At 62.7% G+C, this 22,464-nt stretch carries 19 protein-coding genes; 9 read left to right on the forward strand and 10 right to left on the reverse strand.

All coding sequences use genetic code 11. From position 1 onward, the window contains the following. Positions 1-20: 20 nt before the first annotated feature. On the reverse strand, positions 21-839 hold the full coding sequence (gene ppsR, locus LXM55_RS16405) for a posphoenolpyruvate synthetase regulatory kinase/phosphorylase PpsR (protein ID WP_011060188.1): 819 nt from the start codon (positions 837-839) through the stop codon (positions 21-23). 174 nt (positions 840-1,013) lie between these two features. Between ppsR and ppsA the strand changes: the two genes are divergently transcribed. From ppsA to LXM55_RS16445, 8 genes are all read left to right on the forward strand, one after another. Continuing rightward, positions 1,014-3,389 (forward strand): phosphoenolpyruvate synthase, encoded by a 2,376-nt coding sequence (ppsA, locus tag LXM55_RS16410; RefSeq protein ID WP_233321336.1) that lies wholly within the window; start codon positions 1,014-1,016, stop codon positions 3,387-3,389. Positions 3,390-3,491: 102 nt separating this feature from the next. Next, positions 3,492-4,481 (forward strand): alpha/beta fold hydrolase, encoded by a 990-nt coding sequence (locus tag LXM55_RS16415; RefSeq protein WP_233321337.1) that lies wholly within the window; start codon positions 3,492-3,494, stop codon positions 4,479-4,481. A 256-nt stretch (positions 4,482-4,737) separates the two neighbouring features. Beyond that, positions 4,738-5,229: a ribonuclease E activity regulator RraA gene (gene rraA / locus LXM55_RS16420; RefSeq protein WP_233321338.1), complete on the forward strand. Its 492-nt coding sequence runs from the start codon at positions 4,738-4,740 to the stop codon at positions 5,227-5,229. Between the two features lie 25 nt (positions 5,230-5,254). Next, on the forward strand, positions 5,255-6,250 hold the full coding sequence (locus LXM55_RS16425; RefSeq protein WP_233321339.1) for a zinc transporter ZntB: 996 nt from the start codon (positions 5,255-5,257) through the stop codon (positions 6,248-6,250). 63 nt (positions 6,251-6,313) lie between these two features. Continuing rightward, positions 6,314-6,559, forward strand: a complete 246-nt coding sequence (locus tag LXM55_RS16430) for a CrfX protein (protein ID WP_161753291.1) — start codon at positions 6,314-6,316, stop codon at positions 6,557-6,559. Between the two features lie 2 nt (positions 6,560-6,561). Next, a complete protein-coding gene (locus LXM55_RS16435) occupies positions 6,562-7,386 on the forward strand; it encodes a mechanosensitive ion channel family protein (RefSeq protein ID WP_233321340.1) in 825 nt (274 codons plus the stop codon). 89 nt (positions 7,387-7,475) lie between these two features. Further along, positions 7,476-8,066 carry an RNA polymerase sigma factor SigX gene (gene sigX / locus LXM55_RS16440; protein ID WP_011060195.1) on the forward strand — a complete coding sequence of 197 codons (591 nt, stop codon included), beginning with the start codon at positions 7,476-7,478 and terminating at the stop codon, positions 8,064-8,066. Between the two features lie 107 nt (positions 8,067-8,173). Then, the gene (locus tag LXM55_RS16445; protein ID WP_233321341.1) at positions 8,174-9,151 is read left to right on the forward strand and encodes an OmpA family protein; all 978 of its coding nucleotides are present in this window, start codon (positions 8,174-8,176) and stop codon (positions 9,149-9,151) included. A gap of 77 nt (positions 9,152-9,228) precedes the next feature. Here LXM55_RS16445 and cobA read toward each other — a convergent pair whose 3' ends face one another. From cobA to LXM55_RS16485, 8 genes are all read right to left on the reverse strand, one after another. Next, entirely contained in the window at positions 9,229-9,981 is a 753-nt protein-coding gene (gene cobA, locus LXM55_RS16450) for a uroporphyrinogen-III C-methyltransferase (protein ID WP_233321342.1), read from the reverse strand. 9 nt (positions 9,982-9,990) lie between these two features. Beyond that, positions 9,991-12,708, reverse strand: coding sequence for a nitrate reductase (locus LXM55_RS16455; RefSeq protein WP_233321343.1), 2,718 nt, complete (start codon positions 12,706-12,708; stop codon positions 9,991-9,993). Further along, positions 12,708-13,025, reverse strand: a complete 318-nt coding sequence (gene nirD / locus LXM55_RS16460; RefSeq protein WP_233321344.1) for a nitrite reductase small subunit NirD — start codon at positions 13,023-13,025, stop codon at positions 12,708-12,710. Before nirD ends, LXM55_RS16455 begins: the two co-directional genes overlap by 1 nt. Beyond that, a complete protein-coding gene (gene nirB, locus LXM55_RS16465; protein WP_233321345.1) occupies positions 13,022-15,475 on the reverse strand; it encodes a nitrite reductase large subunit NirB in 2,454 nt (817 codons plus the stop codon). The genes nirD and nirB overlap by 4 nt, the downstream gene beginning before the upstream one ends. 388 nt (positions 15,476-15,863) lie before the next feature. Beyond that, entirely contained in the window at positions 15,864-17,534 is a 1,671-nt protein-coding gene (locus LXM55_RS16470; RefSeq protein WP_233321346.1) for a bifunctional protein-serine/threonine kinase/phosphatase, read from the reverse strand. Between the two features lie 7 nt (positions 17,535-17,541). Further along, positions 17,542-18,753 (reverse strand): nitrate/nitrite transporter, encoded by a 1,212-nt coding sequence (locus LXM55_RS16475; RefSeq protein ID WP_233321347.1) that lies wholly within the window; start codon positions 18,751-18,753, stop codon positions 17,542-17,544. Between the two features lie 255 nt (positions 18,754-19,008). Then, the gene (locus LXM55_RS16480; RefSeq protein WP_102863840.1) at positions 19,009-19,584 is read right to left on the reverse strand and encodes an ANTAR domain-containing response regulator; all 576 of its coding nucleotides are present in this window, start codon (positions 19,582-19,584) and stop codon (positions 19,009-19,011) included. A gap of 15 nt (positions 19,585-19,599) precedes the next feature. Further along, complete coding sequence (locus LXM55_RS16485; RefSeq protein ID WP_233321348.1) at positions 19,600-20,811, reverse strand: CmpA/NrtA family ABC transporter substrate-binding protein; 1,212 nt, start codon at positions 20,809-20,811, stop codon at positions 19,600-19,602. 232 nt (positions 20,812-21,043) lie between these two features. Between LXM55_RS16485 and LXM55_RS16490 the strand changes: the two genes are divergently transcribed. Then, a complete protein-coding gene (locus tag LXM55_RS16490; RefSeq protein ID WP_233321349.1) occupies positions 21,044-22,063 on the forward strand; it encodes a quinone-dependent dihydroorotate dehydrogenase in 1,020 nt (339 codons plus the stop codon). Positions 22,064-22,197: 134 nt separating this feature from the next. On the opposite strand, the gene rmf is transcribed toward LXM55_RS16490, so the two are convergent. Then, on the reverse strand, positions 22,198-22,413 hold the full coding sequence (gene rmf / locus LXM55_RS16495) for a ribosome modulation factor (RefSeq protein ID WP_016965693.1): 216 nt from the start codon (positions 22,411-22,413) through the stop codon (positions 22,198-22,200). Between the last annotated feature and the right edge of the window lie 51 nt (positions 22,414-22,464).

Genomic DNA, 22,464 nt, shown 5'->3' on the forward strand with positions numbered 1-22,464 from the left:
GCCATGGGGCGGCGGAGGGCTTACTTGAAACGCCGTTCCACGCCTTTTTCGACGAGGATCTTGGCCGAGATCTCTTCCACCGAGAAATGCGTGGAGTTGATGTGGGGAATGTTCTCGCGGCGGAACAGGTTCTCTACTTCGCGCACTTCGAACTCGCACTGGGCGTAGCTGGAATAGCGGCTGTTGGGCTTGCGCTCGTTGCGGATCGCGGTAAGGCGATCGGGGTCGATGGTCAGGCCGAACAGTTTGTGCTTGTGGGCGCGCAGGGCATTGGGCAACTGCAGGCGCTCCATGTCTTCTTCGGTCAGCGGGTAGTTGGCCGCGCGGATGCCGAATTGCATGGCCATGTACAGGCAGGTTGGGGTCTTGCCGCAGCGCGATACGCCGACCAGGATCAGGTCGGCCTTGTCGTAGTAGTGGGTGCGGGCGCCGTCGTCGTTGTCCAGGGCGAAGTTCACCGCCTCGATCCGCTCCATGTAGTTGGAGTTGTGGCCAATGGAATGGGATTTGCCGACGGAGTAGGAAGAATGCTCGCTGAGCTCCTGTTCCAGGGGCGCGAGGAAGGTCGAGAAGATGTCGATCATGAAACCATTGGAGGTCGCGAGGATCTCACGAATGTCCTGATTGACGATGGTGTCGAATATGATCGGGCGATGGCCGTCTTTTTCGGCGGCTATATTGATTTGTTGTACCATGGCCCGCGCTTTTTCCATGCTGTCGATATACGGCCGCGTGAATTTGCTGAAGGTAACGTTTTCGAACTGCGCCAACAGGCTCTGGCCGAGGGTTTCCGCTGTGATACCGGTACCGTCGGAGATAAAGAAAGCAGATCGTTTCATTTGCGGCTTGGGCCTTAAGCTAGTGACGATTCTTGGATATGATAGGCGCGATTTGTCGGCCGGGAATGGCCCGCATTCTCACTTATTTTCCAGGTCCAGGCCATATAGCGGGCAAACGCTCCATAGAGCAGCCGGCTTCTGAGCTTTTCCAACACAGTTAGTGGAGAGATCACCTTGGTAGAGTACGTAGTTTCCCTCGATAAGCTCGGCAAACACGATGTTGAGCATGTGGGGGGCAAGAACGCATCCCTGGGCGAGATGATCAGCAACCTCGCAGGTGCGGGCGTATCGGTCCCTGGTGGCTTCGCCACGACAGCTCAGGCTTATCGTGATTTTCTTGAGTTGAGTGGTCTGAACGACCAGATCCATGCCGCGCTCGATGCGCTGGATGTCGATGACGTGAATGCCCTGGCCAAGACCGGCGCGCAGATCCGTCAGTGGATCATGGAGGCCGAGTTCCCCGAGCGCCTCAACACCGAGATCCGTACCGCCTTCGCCGCCTTGTCGGCGGGCAACCCAGAGATGGCCGTCGCCGTGCGTTCTTCGGCCACCGCCGAAGACCTGCCGGACGCCTCCTTCGCCGGCCAGCAGGAAACCTTCCTGAATATCCGTGGCGTGGACAACGTGATTCGCGCGGCCAAGGAAGTGTTTGCCTCGCTGTTCAACGATCGCGCCATTTCCTATCGCGTGCACCAGGGTTTCGACCACAAGCTGGTGGCCCTGTCTGCCGGCGTGCAGCGCATGGTGCGTTCGGAAACCGGCACCGCCGGCGTGATGTTCACCCTCGACACCGAATCGGGCTTCCGTGACGTGGTCTTCATTACCGGTGCCTACGGCCTGGGTGAAACCGTGGTCCAGGGCGCGGTCAACCCGGACGAATTCTACGTCCACAAGAACACCCTTGAAGCCGGCCGCCCGGCCATCCTGCGCCGCAACCTGGGCAGCAAGGCCATCAAGATGATCTACGGCGATGAAGCCAAGGCCGGTCGCTCGGTGAAGACCGTGGACGTTGACGCAGCCGATCGCGCACGTTTCTGCCTGAGCGACGCCGAAGTCAGCGAACTGGCCAAGCAGGCGATGATCATCGAGAAGCACTACCAGTGCCCGATGGACATCGAATGGGCCAAGGACGGCGACGACGGCAAGCTGTACATCGTCCAGGCCCGTCCGGAAACCGTGAAGAGCCGTACCCAGGCCAACGTGATGGAGCGCTACCTGCTCAAGGAAACCGGCACTGTGCTGGTGGAAGGCCGTGCCATCGGCCAGCGCATCGGCGCGGGCAAGGTGCGGATCATCAAGGACGTTTCCGAGATGGACAAGGTCCAGGCGGGCGACGTGCTGGTCTCCGACATGACCGACCCGGACTGGGAACCGGTGATGAAGCGCGCCAGCGCCATCGTGACCAACCGTGGCGGTCGTACTTGCCACGCGGCGATCATCGCTCGCGAACTGGGGATTCCGGCGGTAGTGGGTTGCGGCAACGCCACCGAGCTGCTCAAGGACGGCCAGGGCGTGACCGTTTCCTGCGCTGAAGGCGACACCGGCTTGATCTTCGAAGGCGAACTGGGCTTCGACATCAAGCAGAACTCGGTAGACGCCATGCCGGAACTGCCGTTCAAGATCATGATGAACGTCGGCAACCCGGACCGGGCCTTCGACTTCGCCCAACTGCCGAACGCTGGCGTGGGCCTGGCCCGCCTGGAGTTCATCATCAACCGCATGATCGGCGTGCACCCCAAGGCGCTGCTGAACTACGCCGGGCTGCCACAAGAGATCAAGGACAGCGTCGACAAGCGTATTGCCGGCTACCACGATCCTGTGGATTTCTACGTCGACAAGCTGGTTGAAGGCATCAGCACCCTGGCGGCGGCGTTCACTCCGAAGAAGGTCATCGTGCGTCTGTCGGACTTCAAGTCCAACGAATACGCCAACCTGATCGGCGGCAAGCTCTACGAGCCGGAAGAAGAGAACCCGATGCTGGGCTTCCGTGGCGCGTCGCGCTACATCAGCGAATCCTTCCGTGACTGCTTCGAACTCGAATGCCGCGCGCTGAAACGCGTGCGCAACGAGATGGGCCTGACCAACGTCGAAATCATGGTGCCGTTCGTGCGGACCTTGGGCGAAGCCAGCCAGGTGGTTGATCTGCTGGCTGAAAATGGCCTCAAGCGCGGCGAAAATGGCCTGCGCGTGATCATGATGTGCGAACTGCCTTCCAACGCCATCCTGGCTGAGGAATTCCTCGAGTACTTCGATGGTTTCTCCATCGGTTCCAACGACCTGACCCAGCTGACCCTGGGCCTGGACCGTGACTCGGGGATCATCGCCCACCTGTTCGACGAGCGTAATCCTGCGGTCAAGAAGCTGCTGGCCAATGCCATTGCCGCCTGTAACAAGGCGGGCAAGTACATCGGCATCTGCGGCCAGGGGCCTTCGGACCACCCGGACCTGGCCAAGTGGCTGATGGAGCAGGGCATTGAAAGCGTTTCGCTGAACCCGGACTCGGTGCTGGAAACCTGGTTCTTCCTGGCTGAAGGTCAGGGCGCGGCGTAATCAGTGAGTGCAGAGCCGGTCGGTCGCAAGGCTGGCCGGCTCTTGAAGATTCAAGCAGGGCGTGCTTCTTCTGGATGCCGCCCTTTTTTGTGCAAGAAGAATATGCAAAGCAGCAGCAACCTATTTCCCGTCGCCTTGATCAGTGCCGAGCGTCGAGGCGACCTCAGCGAAGATGTCTATCGCTTGAAACCCGGCAACAGCCCCGACTCTTCGGTGGAGTTGGCCGTGACCCGTCTGGGGCTGGCCGATGAGCCAGAGGCCCGGGGTATTCCCGTGATCCTGTTGCATGGCAGTTTTTCCAATCGGCGTTTCTGGTATTCACCCAAGGGGATCGGGCTGGGGGCTTATCTGGCCCGCGCCGGCTTCGATGTGTGGATTCCGGAAATGCGTGGTCACGGCCTGTCGCGCCGCAACGTCGACTACCGCAAGAACCGCGTGGCCGACTACGCGCGTTACGATTTGCCAGCGATTGCCGCCTTTGTCCGCGAGCAAAGTACGCAGGTTCCTCACTGGATCGGTCATTCCCTGGGCGGCACGACCTTGGCTGCGGCCTTGGGCGGTCAGTACCTGGGGGAGGCGGGAGTGGCCTCGGCGGCATTTTTCGGTACCCAGATCAGCCGCACCTACTGGCCCCTGAAGATTCCGATGGTGGAGTGGGGCGGGCGCCTGGTGATCAAGCGCTTTGCCCAGCTGTCCGGGTCGCGGCTCAAGCGTGGGCCGGAAGACGAGCCGATTGGCCTGGCTCTGGAAAGCATGCGTTGGCACGGCCTGTTTGGCCGTTTTGGCGATGCCGACAAGGATTGGTGGGCTGGCCTGGCGGAAGTGACCGTGCCAGCGCTGGCGGTCAGCGCCGCAGGTGATCATCAGGACCCGACCTGGGCCTGTCGCAAATTGTTCGAACAATTGGGCAGCGAGCATAAACAGTTTGTCTGCCTGGGCACTGAACAGGGATTCAGCGGCAATTTCGGTCATGTCGAGATGTTGGTGAGCAAACTGGCGCAGACTGAGGTCTGGCCGCTGGTCGCGCGTTGGCTCAAGGATCCGCAGGCGCCGTTGCTGGTTTCTGCCGCCGAACCTGTGGTCGTGGTTTGAGGCGAAGGCTCTGACAAGGGCATTTCGCTGAATAGCGCTTGCGGCTAAGATATGACGCATTGCGCTGTTCTGGTCACATTCAGTTATTGATCCGCCTTTCCGTTCCGCTGGCATGGCTGTGAAAATGGAGGGGCGGGCTGATTCGCTCATCAGGTGCAGCAGGTTAAACATCTGCCATCTGGGCGCGTATCAAATAGGCAGCTCCCGGAATTACCCACACCTTCGATCGTGTTCTTTCTGTTACAGGAGTTTCTCGATGAACCATTACCTCACTCCCGACCTGTGCGACGCCTATCCGGACCTGGTGCAGGTGGTAGAGCCGATGTTCAGCAATTTCGGTGGTCGCGATTCCTTTGGCGGCGAAATCGTCACCATCAAGTGCTTTGAAGACAACTCGCTGGTCAAGGAGCAGGTGGAGCTCAACGGGCACGGCAAGGTGCTGGTGGTGGATGGTGGCGGTTCTCTGCGCCGCGCCCTGCTGGGTGACATGCTGGCCGAGAAAGCCGCGAAAAACGGCTGGGAAGGGTTGGTGATCTACGGTTGCATCCGTGATGTGGATGTCATCGCCCAGACAGACCTCGGCGTCCAGGCGCTGGCCAGCCATCCGATGAAGACCGACAAGCGCGGTATTGGTGACCTGAATGTGGCGGTGACTTTTGCCGGTGTGACTTTCCGTCCGGGCGAGTATGTCTATGCCGACAACAATGGCGTGATCGTGTCGCCAAGCCCATTGAAAATGCCTGAATAAGCAATCGACCTGACAAGGGATGAGGATGTTCGAGGAAGACAACGCGCAATGGGGGCTGGTGCATGCCCTGGTGCTGGATGGTGAAGGCGGTGCGCGTTCAATTGCCCGGACTGAGCTCGACGAACTGCAGCTGCAGGCCCATGAAAGCCTGTGGCTGCACTGGGATCGCAGCCATCCGCAGACCCAGACCTGGCTGCGCCGTTCCAGCGGGTTGAGCGAGTTCAGCTGCGACCTGCTGCTGGAGGAAAACACCCGTCCGCGCCTGCTGGCCTTGCCAGACTCGGAGTTGTTGCTGTTTCTGCGGGGCATCAACCTCAATCCGGGGGCCGAGCCTGAAGACATGGTCTCGGTGCGTATCTTTGCCTCTTCCCAGCGAGTGATTTCCCTGCGTTTGCGGCCGTTGCGGGCCACTGATGAGTTGCTGGAGCAACTGACAGAAGGCAAAGGGCCGAAAACCGCTGCCGAACTCCTCCTTTATATGGCCGAGTACCTGACGCACAAGGTGCAGCATCTGGTCAGCGACCTCGGCGAAGTGGTCGATGCCGAAGAAGAAAAGCTGGATGCCGACGAACGGTATACACCCGAGCACGGGAGCATTTTGCAGATCCGTCGCCGGGCTGCCGGGCTCAAGCGCTTCCTGGCTCCGCAGCGGGATATCTTCGCCCAGTTGAGCCGGATAAAACTGCCCTGGTTCGCCGCTGATGATGGTGATTACTGGAACGAGTTGCACAACAGCCTGACCCGTTACCTGGAAGAGCTGGAATTGACCCGAGAGCGCGTGGGGCTTGTGCTGGAGGCCGAAGACCGGCGTCTGAGCGTACGCATGAATCGCACCATGTACCGCTTCGGGATCATCACCGGGATCTTCCTGCCGATGAGTTTTCTTACCGGCCTTCTGGGGATCAACGTCGGCGGGATTCCGTTCTCCGCCAGCCCCTACGGATTCATCATTGCCTGCCTGCTGCTGGTGTCGGTGGCCCTGGGACAATGGTGGTTATTCCGCCGTTTGCGCTGGGTGTGAAGAGGCTTCATGTGACCCGAATAAATCTGATCGCGTCTTTTTCAGACATCACCAGAGGTGCGTATGCACGATCCATTTGAACAGTCTTTGCGTGACATGCTCAAAGCCTCGCCATCGAGCCGCGATGACGATGCCTGCCTGGGCCGCGTACTGAAAACCGCCAACCGCCAGGTAGGCGCGGGAGACCTGTTCAGCCTGCTGGGCCGCTGGCTGCCGGCGCTGATGATTGCCCTGAATAATGGATCGGCTCATATCGCGCCGGTTTCTCGTCGTAAATCTACTGCTCGCACTGCTGATAAGGCTGATTGAATATGGAACTTGATCTCTGGACGCAGAGCCTCGTCACGGCGATGACTGCCTTGTGGACCAAGGTGGCGAACTTCATTCCGAACCTGTTCGGCGCGTTGGTGGTGCTGTTGCTGGGCTTTGTGGTGGCCAAGCTGCTGGATACCCTGCTGTCGAAATTGCTGGCCAAGCTGGGCCTGGATCGCCTGATGGGCGGTACCGGCTTGACCAAGTTGCTGTCGCGCGCAGGGCTGCAAGTGCCGATCTCGACCCTGATCGGCAAGATCGTCTACTGGTTCGTCCTGCTGATTTTCCTGGTTTCTGCCGCTGAATCCCTGGGGCTTGAACGCGTTTCGGCTACGCTCGACATGCTTGCGCTGTATTTACCGAAGGTTTTCGGCGCGGCGCTGGTGCTGTTGGTGGGCGTTCTATTGGCGCAATTGGCCAATGGCCTGGTGCGCGGCGCGGCAGAAGGCGTGGGCTTGGATTATGCCGGTGGCCTGGGGCGAATTGCCCAGGGGCTGGTGATCATCATCAGTATTTCCGTGGCGATCAGTCAGTTGGAGGTCAAAACCGACCTGCTCAACCACGTGATCGTCATTGTATTGATTACCGTTGGTCTGGCCGTTGCGCTGGCCATGGGCTTGGGAAGCCGGGAAATTGCCGGGCAGATTCTTGCGGGAATCTATGTGCGTGAGTTGTACCAGGTTGGGCAACAAGTACGTGTTGGTGAGGTCGAAGGCCAGATCGAAGAGATTGGCACGGTTAAAACTACATTGCTGACCGAGGAGGGTGAGCTAGTCTCTCTCTCCAACCGGATCCTGCTGGAGCAGCATGTAAGTAGCCGCTAACCCGGCAAACCCTGCTAATGTATGCCGCCGCAAAAAAGCCCCTAGCCGGGTTGCGGCGGACATTGACCTGACTGTCGGCACGACTCGTTTTGAATAAAACCCAATCGCTATCCACGCGCTATGACCCCCGTGAGCTCTCTGATGAGGAGTTGGTTGCGCGCTCACATACGGAGCTGTTTCACGTAACACGCGCCTATGAAGAGTTGATGCGGCGCTATCAGAGGACCCTATTTAATGTTTGTGCACGTTATCTAGGGAACGATCGGGATGCCGATGATGTCTGTCAGGAAGTGATGTTGAAGGTGCTGTATGGCCTTAAGAACTTTGAGGGTAAATCGAAGTTCAAGACATGGCTATATAGCATCACGTACAACGAATGCATCACGCAGTATCGCAAGGAGCGGCGTAAGCGTCGGTTGATGGACGCTTTAAGTCTTGACCCCCTCGAGGAGGCCTCTGAAGAGAAGGCGCCGAAACCTGAGGAAAAGGGCGGACTTGACCGCTGGTTGGTGCATGTGAATCCGATTGATCGGGAAATTCTGGTGCTACGATTTGTCGCAGAGCTGGAGTTCCAAGAGATCGCGGACATCATGCATATGGGGTTGAGTGCTACGAAGATGCGTTACAAACGTGCTCTTGATAAATTGCGTGAGAAATTTGCAGGCATTGCTGAAACTTAGTTCGGCGCAAATATCTCTTACGTCTAGGTGAGTTCTGATAGACTTACCGCCGAGTTGTCCCCCGGTATGTGGGACTGCTTTACAATCACCAGATGGGGATTTAACGGATGAAACTGAAAAACACCTTGGGCATTGCCATTGGTTCTATTGTTGCCGTGACTTCGTTCGGCGTTCTGGCGCAAGGCCAAGGCGCGGTCGAGGGTGAACTGTTTTACAAAAAACAGTACAACGACAGCGTTAATCACGTTGAAGACGGCTTCAACCCAGGCGCATCGATCGGTTACTTCCTGACCGACGATCTGTCGTTGAACGCCACCTACGACAAGACCAACCACACCCGTTCCAACGACGGTACTGGTAACCAGAAAATCAAAGGCGACAACTTCGGCCTGAACGCTCAGTACCACTTTGGTACCGTGGGTGACGCTCTGCGTCCATACGTTTCCGGCGGTGTTGCTCACAAGAGCATGACCAACGTTGAGGCCGACGGCCACAGCGGTCGCGACCAGTCGACTTTCCTGACTGCAGGCGCTGGTGTTAAGTGGTACATCACCAACAACCTGTTCGCCCGTGCTGGCGTTGAAGCTGACTACAAGCTGGACAACGGCAAGTGGGACTACGCTCCGACCATCGGCCTGGGTGTTAACTTCGGTGGCAGCGGCGGCAAAGTTGCTCCAGCTCCAGTAGCACCAGCTCCAGCTCCAGAGCCAGCTCCAGAAGCTCCAGTTGCTGAAGTAGTTCGTGTTGAGCTGGACGTGAAGTTCGACTTCGACAAGTCGGTAGTCAAGCCTAACAGCTACGCTGACATCAAGAACCTCGCTGACTTCATGAAGCAGTACCCACAGACCACCACCGTTGTTGAAGGTCACACTGACTCCGTCGGTCCTGACGCTTACAACCAGAAGCTGTCTGAGCGTCGTGCAAACGCCGTTAAACAAGTCCTGGTTAACCAGTACGGCGTTGGCGCTAACCGCGTTCAATCCGTTGGTTACGGTGAGTCCCGCCCAGTTGCCGACAACGCAACTGAAGCCGGTCGCGCTATCAACCGTCGCGTAGAAGCCTCGGTAGAAGCTCAAGCTAAGTAATTAGCCTTGTAGCTTGGAAAAACCCGGCCTAGGCCGGGTTTTTCTTTGCCTGCGATTTACCTTCCCCAAGGCGTGATTCAGGCCTGTTGCGCTTGGGCCCCAGGGGTGAGGGCCGCCGCCGAAGCGGTTGCTGCCACGGCACCGATCACCAGGATGGCGGGGCTCTTGAGCACGAAATGCTCGGCATCCCGTTCCATGTCCGCCAGCACACTGCGACATTCCCGCTGCTCGGGCAGCGAGGCGTTTTCAATCATTGCCACCGGCGTGTCCGCCGCCAATCCGCCATTGAGCAACTGCTCGGCGATTTCCGTCAGCTTTGCCACTCCCATGTAGATCACCAGGGTCGTGCCGCTTTGCGCCAGCGCCTGCCAGTTCAACTGACTGTCGTCCTGAGTATGGGCGGTCACCAGGGTCACACCCCGGGCAACACCGCGCAGGGTCAGTGGGATATCGCAACGCGTGGCCCCCGCCAGGCCGGCGGTAATGCCGTTGACCAGTTCCACGTCGATTCCCCGTTCCTTGAGCCATTGGGCCTCCTCGCCACCGCGCCCGAAGATGCACGGATCGCCGCCCTTGAGGCGCACCACGCAGCGGCCCTGGCGGGCGTAACGCAGCATCAGGCGATGGATGAACGCCTGAGGCGTCGAGCGACAACCGCCGCGCTTGCCCACCGCGATCACCCGCGCCTTTGGGCAGTGCGCCAGCACCGCGTGATTCACCAGATCATCGATCAGCACCACATCGGCCTCAGCGAGGGCGCGTACGGCCTTGAGGGTCAGTAGCTCGGGGTCTCCGGGGCCTGCGCCAACCAGCCAGACTTTTGCATTCATGGGGTTTCCTCACACAGGGGCGGCGACAGGGTGCACCGAAGCCGCCAGCAGGCGCTTGATCTCCGGCACGCAGGAGCCACATTGGCTACCGCAACCCAATTGCTGTTTCAGTTGTTCAAGGTTCAGGCCTTCAGCGACACCGGCACAGACCGCCCGATAGCTGACGTTCTTGCAGTTACACAGGGTCCGTTCTCGCGTCTCGCCCAGGCCGCTGGCCTCCGGCGGGGCGCTCATTGGCGCCAGCAGCCAGCGGCGCAGTTGCTCGTCGGCGCGGCCTTCGAGCCACAATTGCTGCAACCAGTGCTGGGCCAGGGTTTCTCCGGCCAGGCGGATCGTGGTAATCCGCCCTTGTTCGATCCGCACCCGCTTGCCGATGGCCCGGCGCGGGTCGTCATAGGCCAGCACCGGCCCGGCGTCGAGCCCCAATTGCTGATCGATAAGCGTGAGCAGAGCCGGCTGCGGTGCCTGTTGGTGAGCCGCACGGATCACCAGGGCCGGGCGTTCGCGACCGCTCAGGCTGAGGCTGACATAGGCAAAGCTTTCACATAGCGGGCGCAGAGCCCTGAAGTGAGCCTGTACGTCGCCTTCGATCAGGGCGAACAACTGCCAGGGCAACTGCACCGGCTCCAGGCGCACGCCGCTGTGCTTGAGCTCCGGCTGTTTCGACAGGGGATCGAAGGCCGGCTGGGTGACGGCGTTGACCCCGCCCTTGAGGAAGCGATCGCCCCAGTGCATCGGCAGGAAAGCCTGGCCGGGGCGCACGCTGTCATCACTGGCGACGGCGACAATCACACTGCCGCGCCGGCTTTTCAGGCTCACCAGATCGCCCTCGCGCAAGCGTTGTCGGCGCAACTCGTCCGGGTGCAGGCTCAACAGTGCCTCGCTGACATGGCCGAACAGCTGCGCTGCAGTGCCGGTGCGGCTCATGCCGTGCCACTGGTCCCGCAGCCGGCCGGTGATCAGGGTCAGGGGAAAACGCGCATCCCGCTGTTCCTTGGCGGCCACATAGGGCTCGGCGATAAAGCGCGCACGGCCGGTGGTGGTGGGAAAGACTCCGTCGCCATACAAGCGCGGTGTGCCTTGGCTCGCACCGCTGGGGAAGGGCCATTGCTGCGGGCCGAGGCGGTCGAGCAGCGAATGGCTGAGGCCGGACAAGTCCAGGTCGCGGCCCTGGGTCAGGCCTTTGTACTCATCGAACAGCTGGGTGGCGGAATCGAAGCTAAACAGGCTCGGCTGGCCAGGACGCAGGCGGCGCTCCAGGCGTTGGGCGAAGTCCACGGTAATCGCCCAGTCAGGCCGCGCTTCGCCGGGCGCGATCACGGCCTGGCGCACGTGGGAAACCCGGCGTTCCGAGTTGGTCACCGTGCCGTCTTTCTCCCCCCAACTGGCGGCAGGCAGCAGCAGGTCGGCAAAGGCCGCGGTTTCCGTGGTGGCGAAGGCTTCCTGCAGGACCACGAAAGGACAGGCTTGCAGTGCCGCCCGCACCGTATTCTGGTCCGGCAGTGACTGCGCCGGATTGGTGCAGGCGATCCACAAGGCCTTGATGTGCCCACTGCGCAACTGTTCAAACAACTCGATGGCCGTCAGCCCGGGGCTGGCGGGCAATTGTTCCACTCCCCAGTAGGCGGCGACCTGCGCGCGGTGCTCGGGGTCGGCGGCCTCCCGGTGCCCGGGGAGCAGGTTGCTCAGGCTGCCGGTTTCGCGCCCGCCCATGGCATTGGGCTGACCGGTGAGCGAGAAGGGGCCGGCGCCGGGGCGGCCGATCTGCCCGGTGGCCAGGTGCAGGTTGATCAGCGCGCTGTTTTTCGCGCTGCCGGCACTGGACTGGTTCAGGCCCATGCACCACAGGGACAGAAAGCTTTCCGCGTTGCCGATCCATTGTGCGCATTGCTGCAACTGCTCGACGCTGATCCCGCACAACTGCGCCACCATCGGCGGGGTGTAGTCGCGGACCAGGGCCTTCAACTCGGCCAGGCCCTCGGTGTGTTCGCGGATGAAGTCCCGATCGACCCAATCCTCCCACAGCAACAGGTGGAGGATGCCGTGGAACAGCGCCACATCGGTGCCCGGCAGAATCGCCAGGTGCAGGTCGGCCAGGTCGCAGGTGTCGGTACGACGCGGGTCGATGACCAGCACTTTCATCTGCGGACGCTGGCTTCTAGCCTGTTCCAGGCGTCGGAACAGCACCGGATGGGCGTAGGCCATGTTGCTGCCGACGATCATCACGCAATCGCTCTGCTCCAGGTCCTCATAACTGCAGGGCGGCGCATCGGCCCCCAGGCTGCGCTTGTAGCCCACCACCGCCGAGGACATGCACAGCCGCGAATTGCTGTCGATGTTGTTGGTGCCCACCAGGGCCCGGGCCAGCTTGTTGAAGGCGTAGTAATCCTCGGTCAGCAGTTGCCCGGAGATGTAGAACGCCACGCTGTCCGGGCCATGCTCGGCAATGGTCTGGGCAAACACCCCGGCGGCATGTTCCAGGGCGCTGTCCCAGTCGCAGCGGCTGCGGGCTAGCTGCTTGCCCAGGCGCAACTCCGGGTACAGGGCGCGGGCGCCGGGGTCGCCGGTCAAGTGCAGGCTGGCGCCCTTGCTGCACAGCCTGCCGAAGTTGGCCGGATGCGCCGGGTCACCGCTGACCCCGAGGATCTGCCGGCTGTCATGCTCGATCAGTACCCCGCAGCCAACCCCGCAGTAGCAACAGGTCGAGGCCGTGCTCTGGCGCTGCATCACCCGGCATCCCGCAGGGCCAGCTGCACTCGGCCACGTTCCACCCGCGCCGGGTGGTGGTGGGCGCAACCGACGTCCGGCGCCTGGGCTTCGCCGGATTCCAGATCGATCTGCCAGTTGTGCAGGGGGCAGGCCACGCGCTTGCCGTAGATCAGCCCCTGGGACAGCGGGCCCCCCTTGTGCGGGCAGCGATCGTCGAGGGCGAAGACCTGATCGTCGCTGGTACGAAAAATCGCGATATCGCCCTGGGGGCCCTTGATGATGCGCGAGCCCAGGGCGTTGATTTCTTCCAGGGCGCAGATATCCAGCCAGTTCATGCCGGCACCTCCAGTTGTTTCACGGGGATCGATTCGTACTCTTTTTTCAGCTGCGGCTCGGCCAGGCGCTGTTGCCACGGGTCCTGCTCGAAGGACAGGGCGAACTGCAAGCGTTCATTCAGCGCCTTGCGCCGCTCGGGGTCTTCCAGCACGGCCTTTTTCACGTGTTCCATGCCGACCCGTTGCAGGTAGTGCACGGTGCGTTCGAGGTAGAAGGCTTCTTCGCGGTACAGCTGGAGGAACGCGCCGTTGTACTCGCGCACTTCTTCGGCGGTCTTGAGCTTGACGAAGAACTCCGCCACTTCGGTCTTGATCCCGCCGTTGCCGCCGATGTACATCTCCCAGCCGGAATCGACGCCAATGATCCCGACATCCTTGATCCCGGCTTCCGAGCAGTTGCGCGGGCAGCCGGAGACCGCCAGCTTGACCTTGTGCGGCGACCACATGTTGAACAGGTCGTGTTCCAGCTCGATGCCCAACTGCGTGGAGTTCTGCGTGCCGAAGCGGCAGAACTCGCTGCCGACGCAGGTCTTCACGGTGCGGATGGATTTGCCGTAGGCGTGGCCGGACGGCATGTCCAGGTCCTTCCAGACCCCGGGCAAATCCTCCTTGCGAATGCCCAGCAGGTCGATGCGCTGGCCACCGGTGACCTTGACCATGGGCACCTGATACTTGTCGGCGACGTCGGCGATGCGCCGCAGTTCGGAGGGATTGGTCACCCCGCCCCACATCCGCGGCACCACCGAGTAGGTGCCGTCCTTCTGGATATTGGCGTGGGCCCGTTCGTTGATCAGCCGCGATTGTGGATCGTCCTTGGCTTCCCCTGGCCAGGTGGAAATCAGGTAGTAATTCAGCGCCGGGCGGCAAGTGGCGCAGCCGTTGGCGGTGCGCCAGTTGAGGTAGCTCAGGGTGCCGGCGATGGTCAGCAGGTGCTGCTCGCGGATCGCCTGGCGGATCTGCCCGTGGTTCAGGTCACTGCAGGCGCAGATGGCTTTTTCGCTTTTCGGCTTGACGTCCGCCGCGCCGCCCACGGTATTGATCAGGATCTGTTCCACCAGGCCGGTGCAGGAGCCACAGGAGCTGGCGGCCTTGGTGTGTTTCTTGACCTCGTCGACGCTGAACAGCCCGTGCTCCTGAATCGCCTTGACGATGCTGCCCTTGCACACCCCGTTGCAGCCGCAGACTTCGGCGCTGTCGGCCATGCTCATGGCCTTGTCCTGGCCCTGATGGCCGACATCGCCCAGGGCCTGCTCGCCGAACATCAGGTGATCGCGGATTTCGCCGATGGCGTGCTGCTCGCGGATCTGCCGGAAGTACCAGCCGCCGTCCGCGGTGTCGCCATACAGGCAGGCGCCGACTAGCACGTCGTCCTTGATCACCAGCTTCTTGTACACCCCGCCAATGGGATCGGCGAGGGTGATGGTTTCGGTGCCGTCGCCGCCCATGAAGTCGCCGGCGGAAAACAGATCGATGCCGGTGACCTTCAACTTGGTCGAGGTCACCGAGCCCTGGTAGCGGGCGAAGCCCAGCTGGGCCAGGTGGTTGGCGCAGACCTTGGCCTGTTCGAACAGCGGCGCCACCAGGCCGTAGGCGATGCCGCGGTGGCTGGCGCACTCGCCGATCGCGTAGATGCGCGGGTCGAAGGTCTGCAGGGTGTCGTTGACCAGGATCCCGCGGTTGCATGGCAGGCCGGCCCGTTCCGCCAGCTCGGTGTTGGGGCGGATGCCGGCGGCCATCACCACCAGGTCGGCGGGGATGATGTCGCCATTCTTGAACTGCACCGAACCGACCCGGCCATTACCGGCATCGATCAGCGCCTGGGTCTGCTCGCACAGGCGAAACTTCAGGCCACGGCTTTCCAGGGCGCTTTGCAGCAACTGGCCGCTGGTCTGGTCCAGTTGCCGTTCCAGCAGCCATTCGCCCAGGTGCACCACGGTCACGTCCATGCCCCGTAGCTTGAGGCCGTTGGCGGCTTCCAGGCCCAGCAGGCCGCCGCCGATCACCACCGCGTGCTTGTGGGTCCTGGCGGTGTCGATCATGGCCTGGGTGTCGGCGATATCGCGGTAGCCGATCACTCCCTGCAGGTCCTTGCCGGGAATCGGCAGGATAAAGGGCGTGGAACCGGTGGCGATCAGCAGGCGGTCGTACTCGGCTTCGCTGCCATCCTCGGCGATCACCCGGCGCTTGATCCGGTCGATCTGGACCACCTTGCGATTGAGCAGCAGCTTGATGTTGTGTTGCAGGTACCAGTCCAGGTCATTGAGGACGATGTCCTCGAACGTCTGCTCACCGGCCAGCACCGGCGACAGCAGGATGCGGTTGTAGTTGGTATGGGGCTCGGCGCCGAACACGGTGATGTCATACAGCTCGTCGCTCAGCTTGAGCAACTCTTCCAGGGTGCGGACCCCGGCCATGCCGTTGCCGATCATCACCAGTTTGGGTTTTTTCATGGGCTTCTCCGGAGCTCAGGCGGGTTCAGTGCGGCCTGGCTCGACAAACTGCGCGCAAACAAAAAAAGGCGTCCCGTCAGTGGCCTGACGAGGACGCCTTTGTCCGATCCCGTTCTCTCGGGAAGCCTGCCTTCGTCGTTGAAGGCCAGGCTTTATGTCTGTTGCCTGATGTCATGCAGCGCTTGTGCCAAGTAGCCGAGGGCGCGGTTTTATGGGGCTCTGGTGAAGATTCTGTCCTGGCCGAGTTCGGTTGTTGCACCGAATCGAGGCGTCACGCCCTCTTTCGGTTCTTTGGGGCTGCCGCAGGCTGCGAACGGCTCCAAAGGAGGCGCTGAGGAGGCTGGAGGTGGTCGGGAGATTGAAAGGCCAGGCCAGCCACCCGATGGCTTCAGCGGTGCAGCAGTGCCAGCAACAGCATCAGGTTCAGCAGCAGGGCGAGCAGGGCGATGCCTCGCCAGACCTTCAGCGGCTCCCGTTCCAGCAAGGGCCGTGGCCGGGGGCTCAGGCTGCGGCGTTCTGCCTGTTCCAGCACCAGCAGCCACTCTTCGGCGGTTTCATAGCGCTGGGCCGGGTCGGCGCAGACCCCACGTTCCAGGCTTTGCGCCAGCCATTCCGGCAGGTCCGGGCGGTAGCGGCTGGGGGGCACCGCAGCGCTGAAGCGCGGGCGCTGGAAGGCTTCGATCTCGCCATGGGGGTAGTGCCCGGTCAGCAGGTAATACAGGCTGACGCCCACCGCGTAGAGGTCCTGTTGCGGGCTGGGAGGTTCGCCGGCAAAGGCTTCCGGGGCGATATAGCTCGGGGTGCCGGGCAGCAGGTGCGCCGGGTCCGCCGACAAGCCCGGGCAGTAGGCCAGGCCGAAATCCAGTACCCGCAGTTCGCCGTCGTTCCCCAGCAGCAGGTTGTCCGGCTTGATGTCGCGGTGCAGGATCTGCCGTCTATGCAGCAGGCCAACGGCCCGCAGCAGGCGCTCGGCCAGGGATTGCCACTGGTCCAGGGGCAAAGGGCCGCTGTCGCGAAACAGCTGTTGCAGGGTGCGCCCGGGGTATTCGCGCATCAGGTAATACAGGTGCTGGCGCGCCGCGCCGCCGTGCACCTGGGGAAAATGCCGCCCGGCCACGCGGCGCAGCAGCCACTCCTCGGAGAGCAGCCCCTGGCAGGTCGCCAGGTCGTTGTGCAGGGCTGCCGGCAGGGTTTTCAGCAGCCAGGCCTGTTGTTGCTCGTCACGCACCCGATACAGCAGTGCTTGCCGGCTGTGATTGAGCAGCGCCTCGACCTGCCAGCCCTCGAATTGCTGCCCCGGTTTCAGCGGCGGTGGCAGGGGCCATTGCCGCATGTGCAGCAGGGCATCGCCGATGCTGCGTTCCCCCAGCGCGTCGACCCGTACCAGCAGTGCGCTGGCATTGTCCTGGCTGCCGGCCAGGTGCGCGGCGCCGACCAGGGTGGCGACCGCGCTGTCCAGGTCCGGTTGGTCGCGCAGGATGGCGGCGATGGCGCTGTCGCCCAGGGTGGCCCAGACCCCGTCGCTGAGCAGCAGGAAGCTTTCGCCCTGGCGCAGTTCGCCGTCGAGAAAGTCCACCACCAGATGCTGGTCCAGGCCCAGGGCGCGCTTGAGCACGTGTTGCATGCCCGGCTGTTCCCAGACGTGGTCCTCGCTGATGCGTTGCAACTGCTGCTGGTGCCAGCGATAGACCCGGCAGTCGCCGACATGCGCCAGGGTGAAGCGTCGCCCGCGCAGCACCAGGGCGCTGAGGGTGGTGAGCAGGGGTTGGCCACCGCCATTGGCCTGCAACCAGCGGTTCTGGGCGATCAGCAGGCGTTCCAGGGCCTCGGCCACGGCCCAGGTTTCCGGCGTGGCGTAGTAATCCAGGGCCAGGGCTTGCACGCTTGAACGCGCCGCCAGGCCGCCGTCGGCGCACTGGCTGACACCGTCGGCGATGGCGAACAGCAGGCCCTTGCTCGCCGCCAGCTCCGGCGCCGGGGTGACCCGGCGCAGGGCGTCCTGGTTTTCTGCTCGCGGGCCGGTGGCGCTGGCCTCGGCGTGGCTCAGTTGCAGGCCCATGGCGTGCTTAGACCCGTGCCGCGGTCACGGCGGCGGAGCCCCAGGTGGTTCTCCAGCGGCGCTTGACCCCGTGCAGGCCGAACCAGGCCAGGACTCCGAGGCTGGCGAACAGCCACAGGGCCAGTTGGTAGCTGCCGCTGCTCTGTTTGATGGCGCCCATGCCCGCGGCCAGGGCGAAACCACCGATGCCGCCGGCCATGCCGATCAGCCCGGTCATGACCCCGATTTCCCGGCGAAAGCGCTGCGGCACCAGTTGGAACACCGCGCCATTGCCCGCGCCCAGGCCCAGCATGGTGCAGACGAACAAGGCCAGCGCGGCGTAGGAGCTGGGCAGGTTGAAGCCCACGGCGGCGATGCACACCACGGCCACGCTGTACATCGCCAGCAAGGTGCGGATGCCGCCGAAACGGTCGGCCAGGGCGCCGCCCAGGGGGCGCATCAGGCTGCCGCCGAAGACGCAGGCGGCGGTGTAGTAGCCGGCGGTCACCGGGCTCAGGCCGTACTGGTCGTTGAAGTAGCCGGGCAAGGCGCTGGCCAGGCCGATGAAACCGCCGAAGGTCACGCTGTAGAAGAACATGAACCACCAGCTGTCGCGGTCGCCCAGGGCCTTGAAGTAGTCGCTCATGGACTTGGCGCGAGGGCGTTCGGGGGCGTTCTGCGCCAGCCAGGCGAACAGTGCCAGGGTCAGCAGCAACGGAATCAGGGCGAAGCCGAAGACATTGCTCCAGCCATAGGCCGCCGCCAGCAGCGGGGCGATCAGCGCGGCGAACACGGTGCCGGAGTTGCCGGCGCCGGCGATGCCCATGGCCTTGCCCTGGTGTTGCGGCGGATACCATTGCGAAGCCAGGGGCAGGGCCACCGCGAAGGAGGCGCCGGCCATGCCGAGGAACACTCCCAGCAACAATGCTTGTTCATAGCTGTGAATGCCCAGTTTCCAGGCCACGAACAGGGCGCTGATGACAATCACCTGGCCGATCAGGCCGGCGGTTTTGGGGGACAGGCGATCGGCCAGCAGGCCCATGATGAAGCGCAATACCGCGCCGGCCAGAATCGGCGTGGCCACCATCAGGCCGCGTTGCTGGGTGCTCAGGTGCAGGTCGGCCGCGATCTGCACCGCCAGCGGGCCCAGCAGGTACCAGACCATGAAGCTCAGGTCGAAATACAGGAAGGCCGCGAACAGGGTCGGGGTGTGGCCGGATTTCCAGAAGCTTGAATTCATCGCGCACCTCAGCTGATAAGAGTCGTTGGAGTCGTCATGAGCTTGCAGGTGGAGCGCCGCCACGGCCGCGCCACCGACCCCGATCAGTGGGGCCAAAACGAAAAGACGTCGGCGTCCGGCTCGCGGTGGGCGAGCAGGGCGCGCGACGTCTTTGTCGTGGGTGGGGCAACCGCCGTTGGTTACCGGTAAGGATTTTTTAGCAAGAGCCGAGCCAACCTCCGGCTGTTGGTTGGGTTGGTGTCTTCGGGGCGAGGGTCAGCCGAGGAGTTCCTGCATGGCGATGATCTGTTCCGCCACCTGGATCAGTTTCTGCTGTTTGCCCATGGCCTGACGGCGCATCAGGGTGTAGGCCTGTTCTTCATCGCAGTCCTTCATTTTCATCAGCAGGCCCTTGGCCAGTTCGATGCGCTTGCGTTCGGCCAGTTGCTGGTCGCGGGCCTGGAGTTGCGCGCGCAGGGCCTGGTCGCTTTCGAAGCGCGCCATGGCCACGTCGAGAATCGGTTGCAGGCGCTGGACTTGGATGCCTTCGACGATATAGGCACTGACTCCGGATTTGATCGCCTGGCGCATCACCCCGGGGTCGTGTTCGTCGGTGAACATGACGATGGGCCGGGGCTGGTCGCGGCTGACCAGCACCACTTGCTCCATGACGTCGCGGCTGGGTGACTCGGTATCGATCAGAATCACGTCCGGGCGCACCGTTTCGACGCGTCCGGGCAGGTCGATGGTCAGGCCGGATTCGTCGATGACTTCGAAGCCGGCTTCGCTCAGGGCGGCCTTGAGCCGGCCGACTTTCTTTGCGGTGTCGTTGATCAGCAGGATACGCAGCATGGTGGCGGCTTCCGGTCAGCGCTGGGCGGCAAGGGGAGGGCTGTCGTTCAGGGCGTGCAGGCGGAAGCTGCGGGCATAGGCGGCGGGTTGCGAGCCGTCCCAGACCTTGCCGTCGATCAGCTGGCTGCTGCGCATGTCCTGGCCCCAGGCGGCGATGCCCAGCGCGCTGGCGGCTTCGCGGTAGAGCTGCAGCTGCTGCACCTGGCGGGCGACGCCGAGGTAGTCCGGGTCCTCGCGCAGCAGGCCCCAGCGACGGAACTGGGTCATGAACCACATGCCGTCGGACAGGTAGGGCAGGTTGACGGCGCCGTGCTGGTGGAAACGCAGGGCGTGGGGATCCTGCCAGCGGTTGCCCAGGCCGTCGGCGTAGTCCCCCAGCAGCCGTGGCTCGATGCAGGCCAGCGGGGCGTTCAGGTAGTCGGCGGCGCTCAGCAACTGGGCGGTGCCGCGGCGGTTTTCCGGGCTCTGCTCGATGAAGCGGCTGGCTTCGAGGATCGCCATTACCAGGGCGCGCGCGGTGTTGGGGTACTGCTCGACGAAGGCATGGGTGCAGCCAAGGACCTTTTCCGGGTGGTCGGGCCAGATCGCCTGGCTGGTGGCCAGGGTGAACCCCAGGTCTTGCTGCACCGCGCTGGCGCTCCAGGGTTCGCCGACGCAGAAGCCGTCGATACGCCCGGCCTGCAGGTGGGCGACCATCTGCGGCGGCGGCACCACCACGCTGTCGACGTCCAGCAACGGATGAATGCCCTGGCTGGCCAGCCAGTAGTACAACCACATGGCGTGGGTGCCGGTGGGAAAGGTCTGGGCGAAGGTCAGGCGCGCCCGGCTTTGGTGCACGTGGCGGTCGAGTGCTTCAGGGCTGGTCACCTTGAGGGCTTGCAGCTCGCGGGACAGGTTGATGCTCTGGCCGTTCTGGTTCAGGCCCATGAGCACCGCCATCTCGCAGGGGCTGGTCCCGCCGATGCCCAGGTGCACCGCGTAGATCAGGCCATAGAGGCTGTGGGCGGCATCCAGTTCGCCGCTCACCAGCTTGTCGCGCAGGTTGGCCCACGAGCTCTGGCGCCTGAGGTTCAGGGTCAAGCCGTAGGGCTGGGCAAAGCCCTGGGTGGCGGCGACCACCACCGAAGCACAATCGGTCAGGGCCATGAAGCCCAGGTTGATCGCGGACTTTTCCGGGGCGTCGCTGCCGTTGACCCAGGCCAGCGGGGTATTGGGGCGTTCAGTCATGGCTTGGCACCTTGCATAAAAAAGCGTCGTTCCCGCTGGCCGGGGAGGGCCGGGGCGGGTGACGACGCCATTGTCCTTCGACCCGGGCCGCCGTTGGCCGAGGTCTGCATGTGCAAGAGGGTGCAAGGCATATGCCAGCCGGCCGGGGATTTCACTCTGCGCCTCGCCTGCACGCCCCTGGCCCGGCTATAATCGGCGCCCTATTTCGCCGCCAACCGAGTTCATCCCGCCCATGTATACCCTGGCCCGCCAGCTGTTGTTCAAACTCTCCCCGGAAACCTCCCATGATCTGTCCCTGGACCTGATCGGCGCGGGTGGGCGTTTGGGCCTTAACGGGCTGTTGTGCAAGGCGCCGGCGCAGAGGCCGGTCAAGGTCATGGGCCTGGAGTTCCCGAACCCGGTGGGCCTGGCTGCCGGCCTGGACAAGAACGGCGCGGCCATCGACGGCTTCGCCCAGTTGGGGTTCGGCTTCGTCGAGATCGGCACCGTCACCCCGCGCCCGCAACCGGGCAATCCCAAGCCACGGATTTTCCGCCTGCCCCAGGCCGAGGCCATCATCAACCGCATGGGTTTCAACAACCTGGGGGTCGACAACCTGCTGGCGCGGGTCGCGGCCGCGCAATACAAGGGCGTGCTGGGGATCAATATCGGCAAGAACTTTGACACGCCGGTGGAGCGGGCGGTGGACGACTACCTGATCTGCCTGGACAAGGTCTATGCCCATGCCAGCTATGTCACGGTCAACGTCAGTTCGCCCAATACCCCGGGCCTGCGTAGCCTGCAATTTGGCGAGTCGCTCAAGCAGCTGCTGTCGGCCTTGAGCCAGCGCCAGCAGGAACTCACCGCTATCCATGGCAAGCGCGTGCCGCTGGCGATCAAGATCGCCCCGGACATGAGCGACGAGGAAACCGTGGAAGTGGCCCGTGCCTTGCTGGAAACCGGCATGGACGCGGTGATCGCCACCAACACCACCTTGAGCCGTGAAGGCGTCGAGGGCCTGGAGCACGGTGCCGAGGCGGGCGGCCTGTCCGGCGCGCCGGTACGGGAAAAGAGCACCCACACGGTCAAGGTGCTGGCCGCTGAACTGGCTGGCCGTTTGCCGATCATTGCCGTGGGCGGCATCACCGAGGGCAAGCACGCGGCAGAGAAGATCGCAGCGGGCGCCAGCCTGGTGCAGCTGTATTCGGGCTTCATCTACAAGGGCCCGGCGCTGATTCGCGAGTCGGTGGATGCCATTGCGGCCATGGGCTGAGAGGGGCAGGAGAAAACGCGCGGATAAAAAAGGGCTCCTCGAAGGAGCCCCTGGGCCGAAGCCCGCCGCCCGGATGGGGCGTGCGTGGTTAAGTCGTTATCTATTCAAGTTTTAGGTGTCGGAATGTGCCCTGATCAGCCGACAGCGCGAAGTTCGTTGAGTCTGTGGATGCCCGCAGTGCCTGTCATACCGTCCCAGTTGTCGCCGCGTCCTTCGCGCCAGCCGTTAATCCAGGCTTGGCGTACCGACGGTAGAGTAAATGGGCAAAGCTCACGGGACTTGCCATTAACGCCATACTGATATCCGCGTAAAAACGCTCTTTCCAACGGATCACGCTTTAGTCTTCTCATAGGGTGTTTCCCTCACTTGTTGACTGCTTTATGTCCCGTCGACCTTCGTTG

Source organism: Pseudomonas sp. Au-Pse12 (assembly GCF_021341665.1).
Classification (GTDB): Bacteria; Pseudomonadota; Gammaproteobacteria; order Pseudomonadales; family Pseudomonadaceae; genus Aquipseudomonas.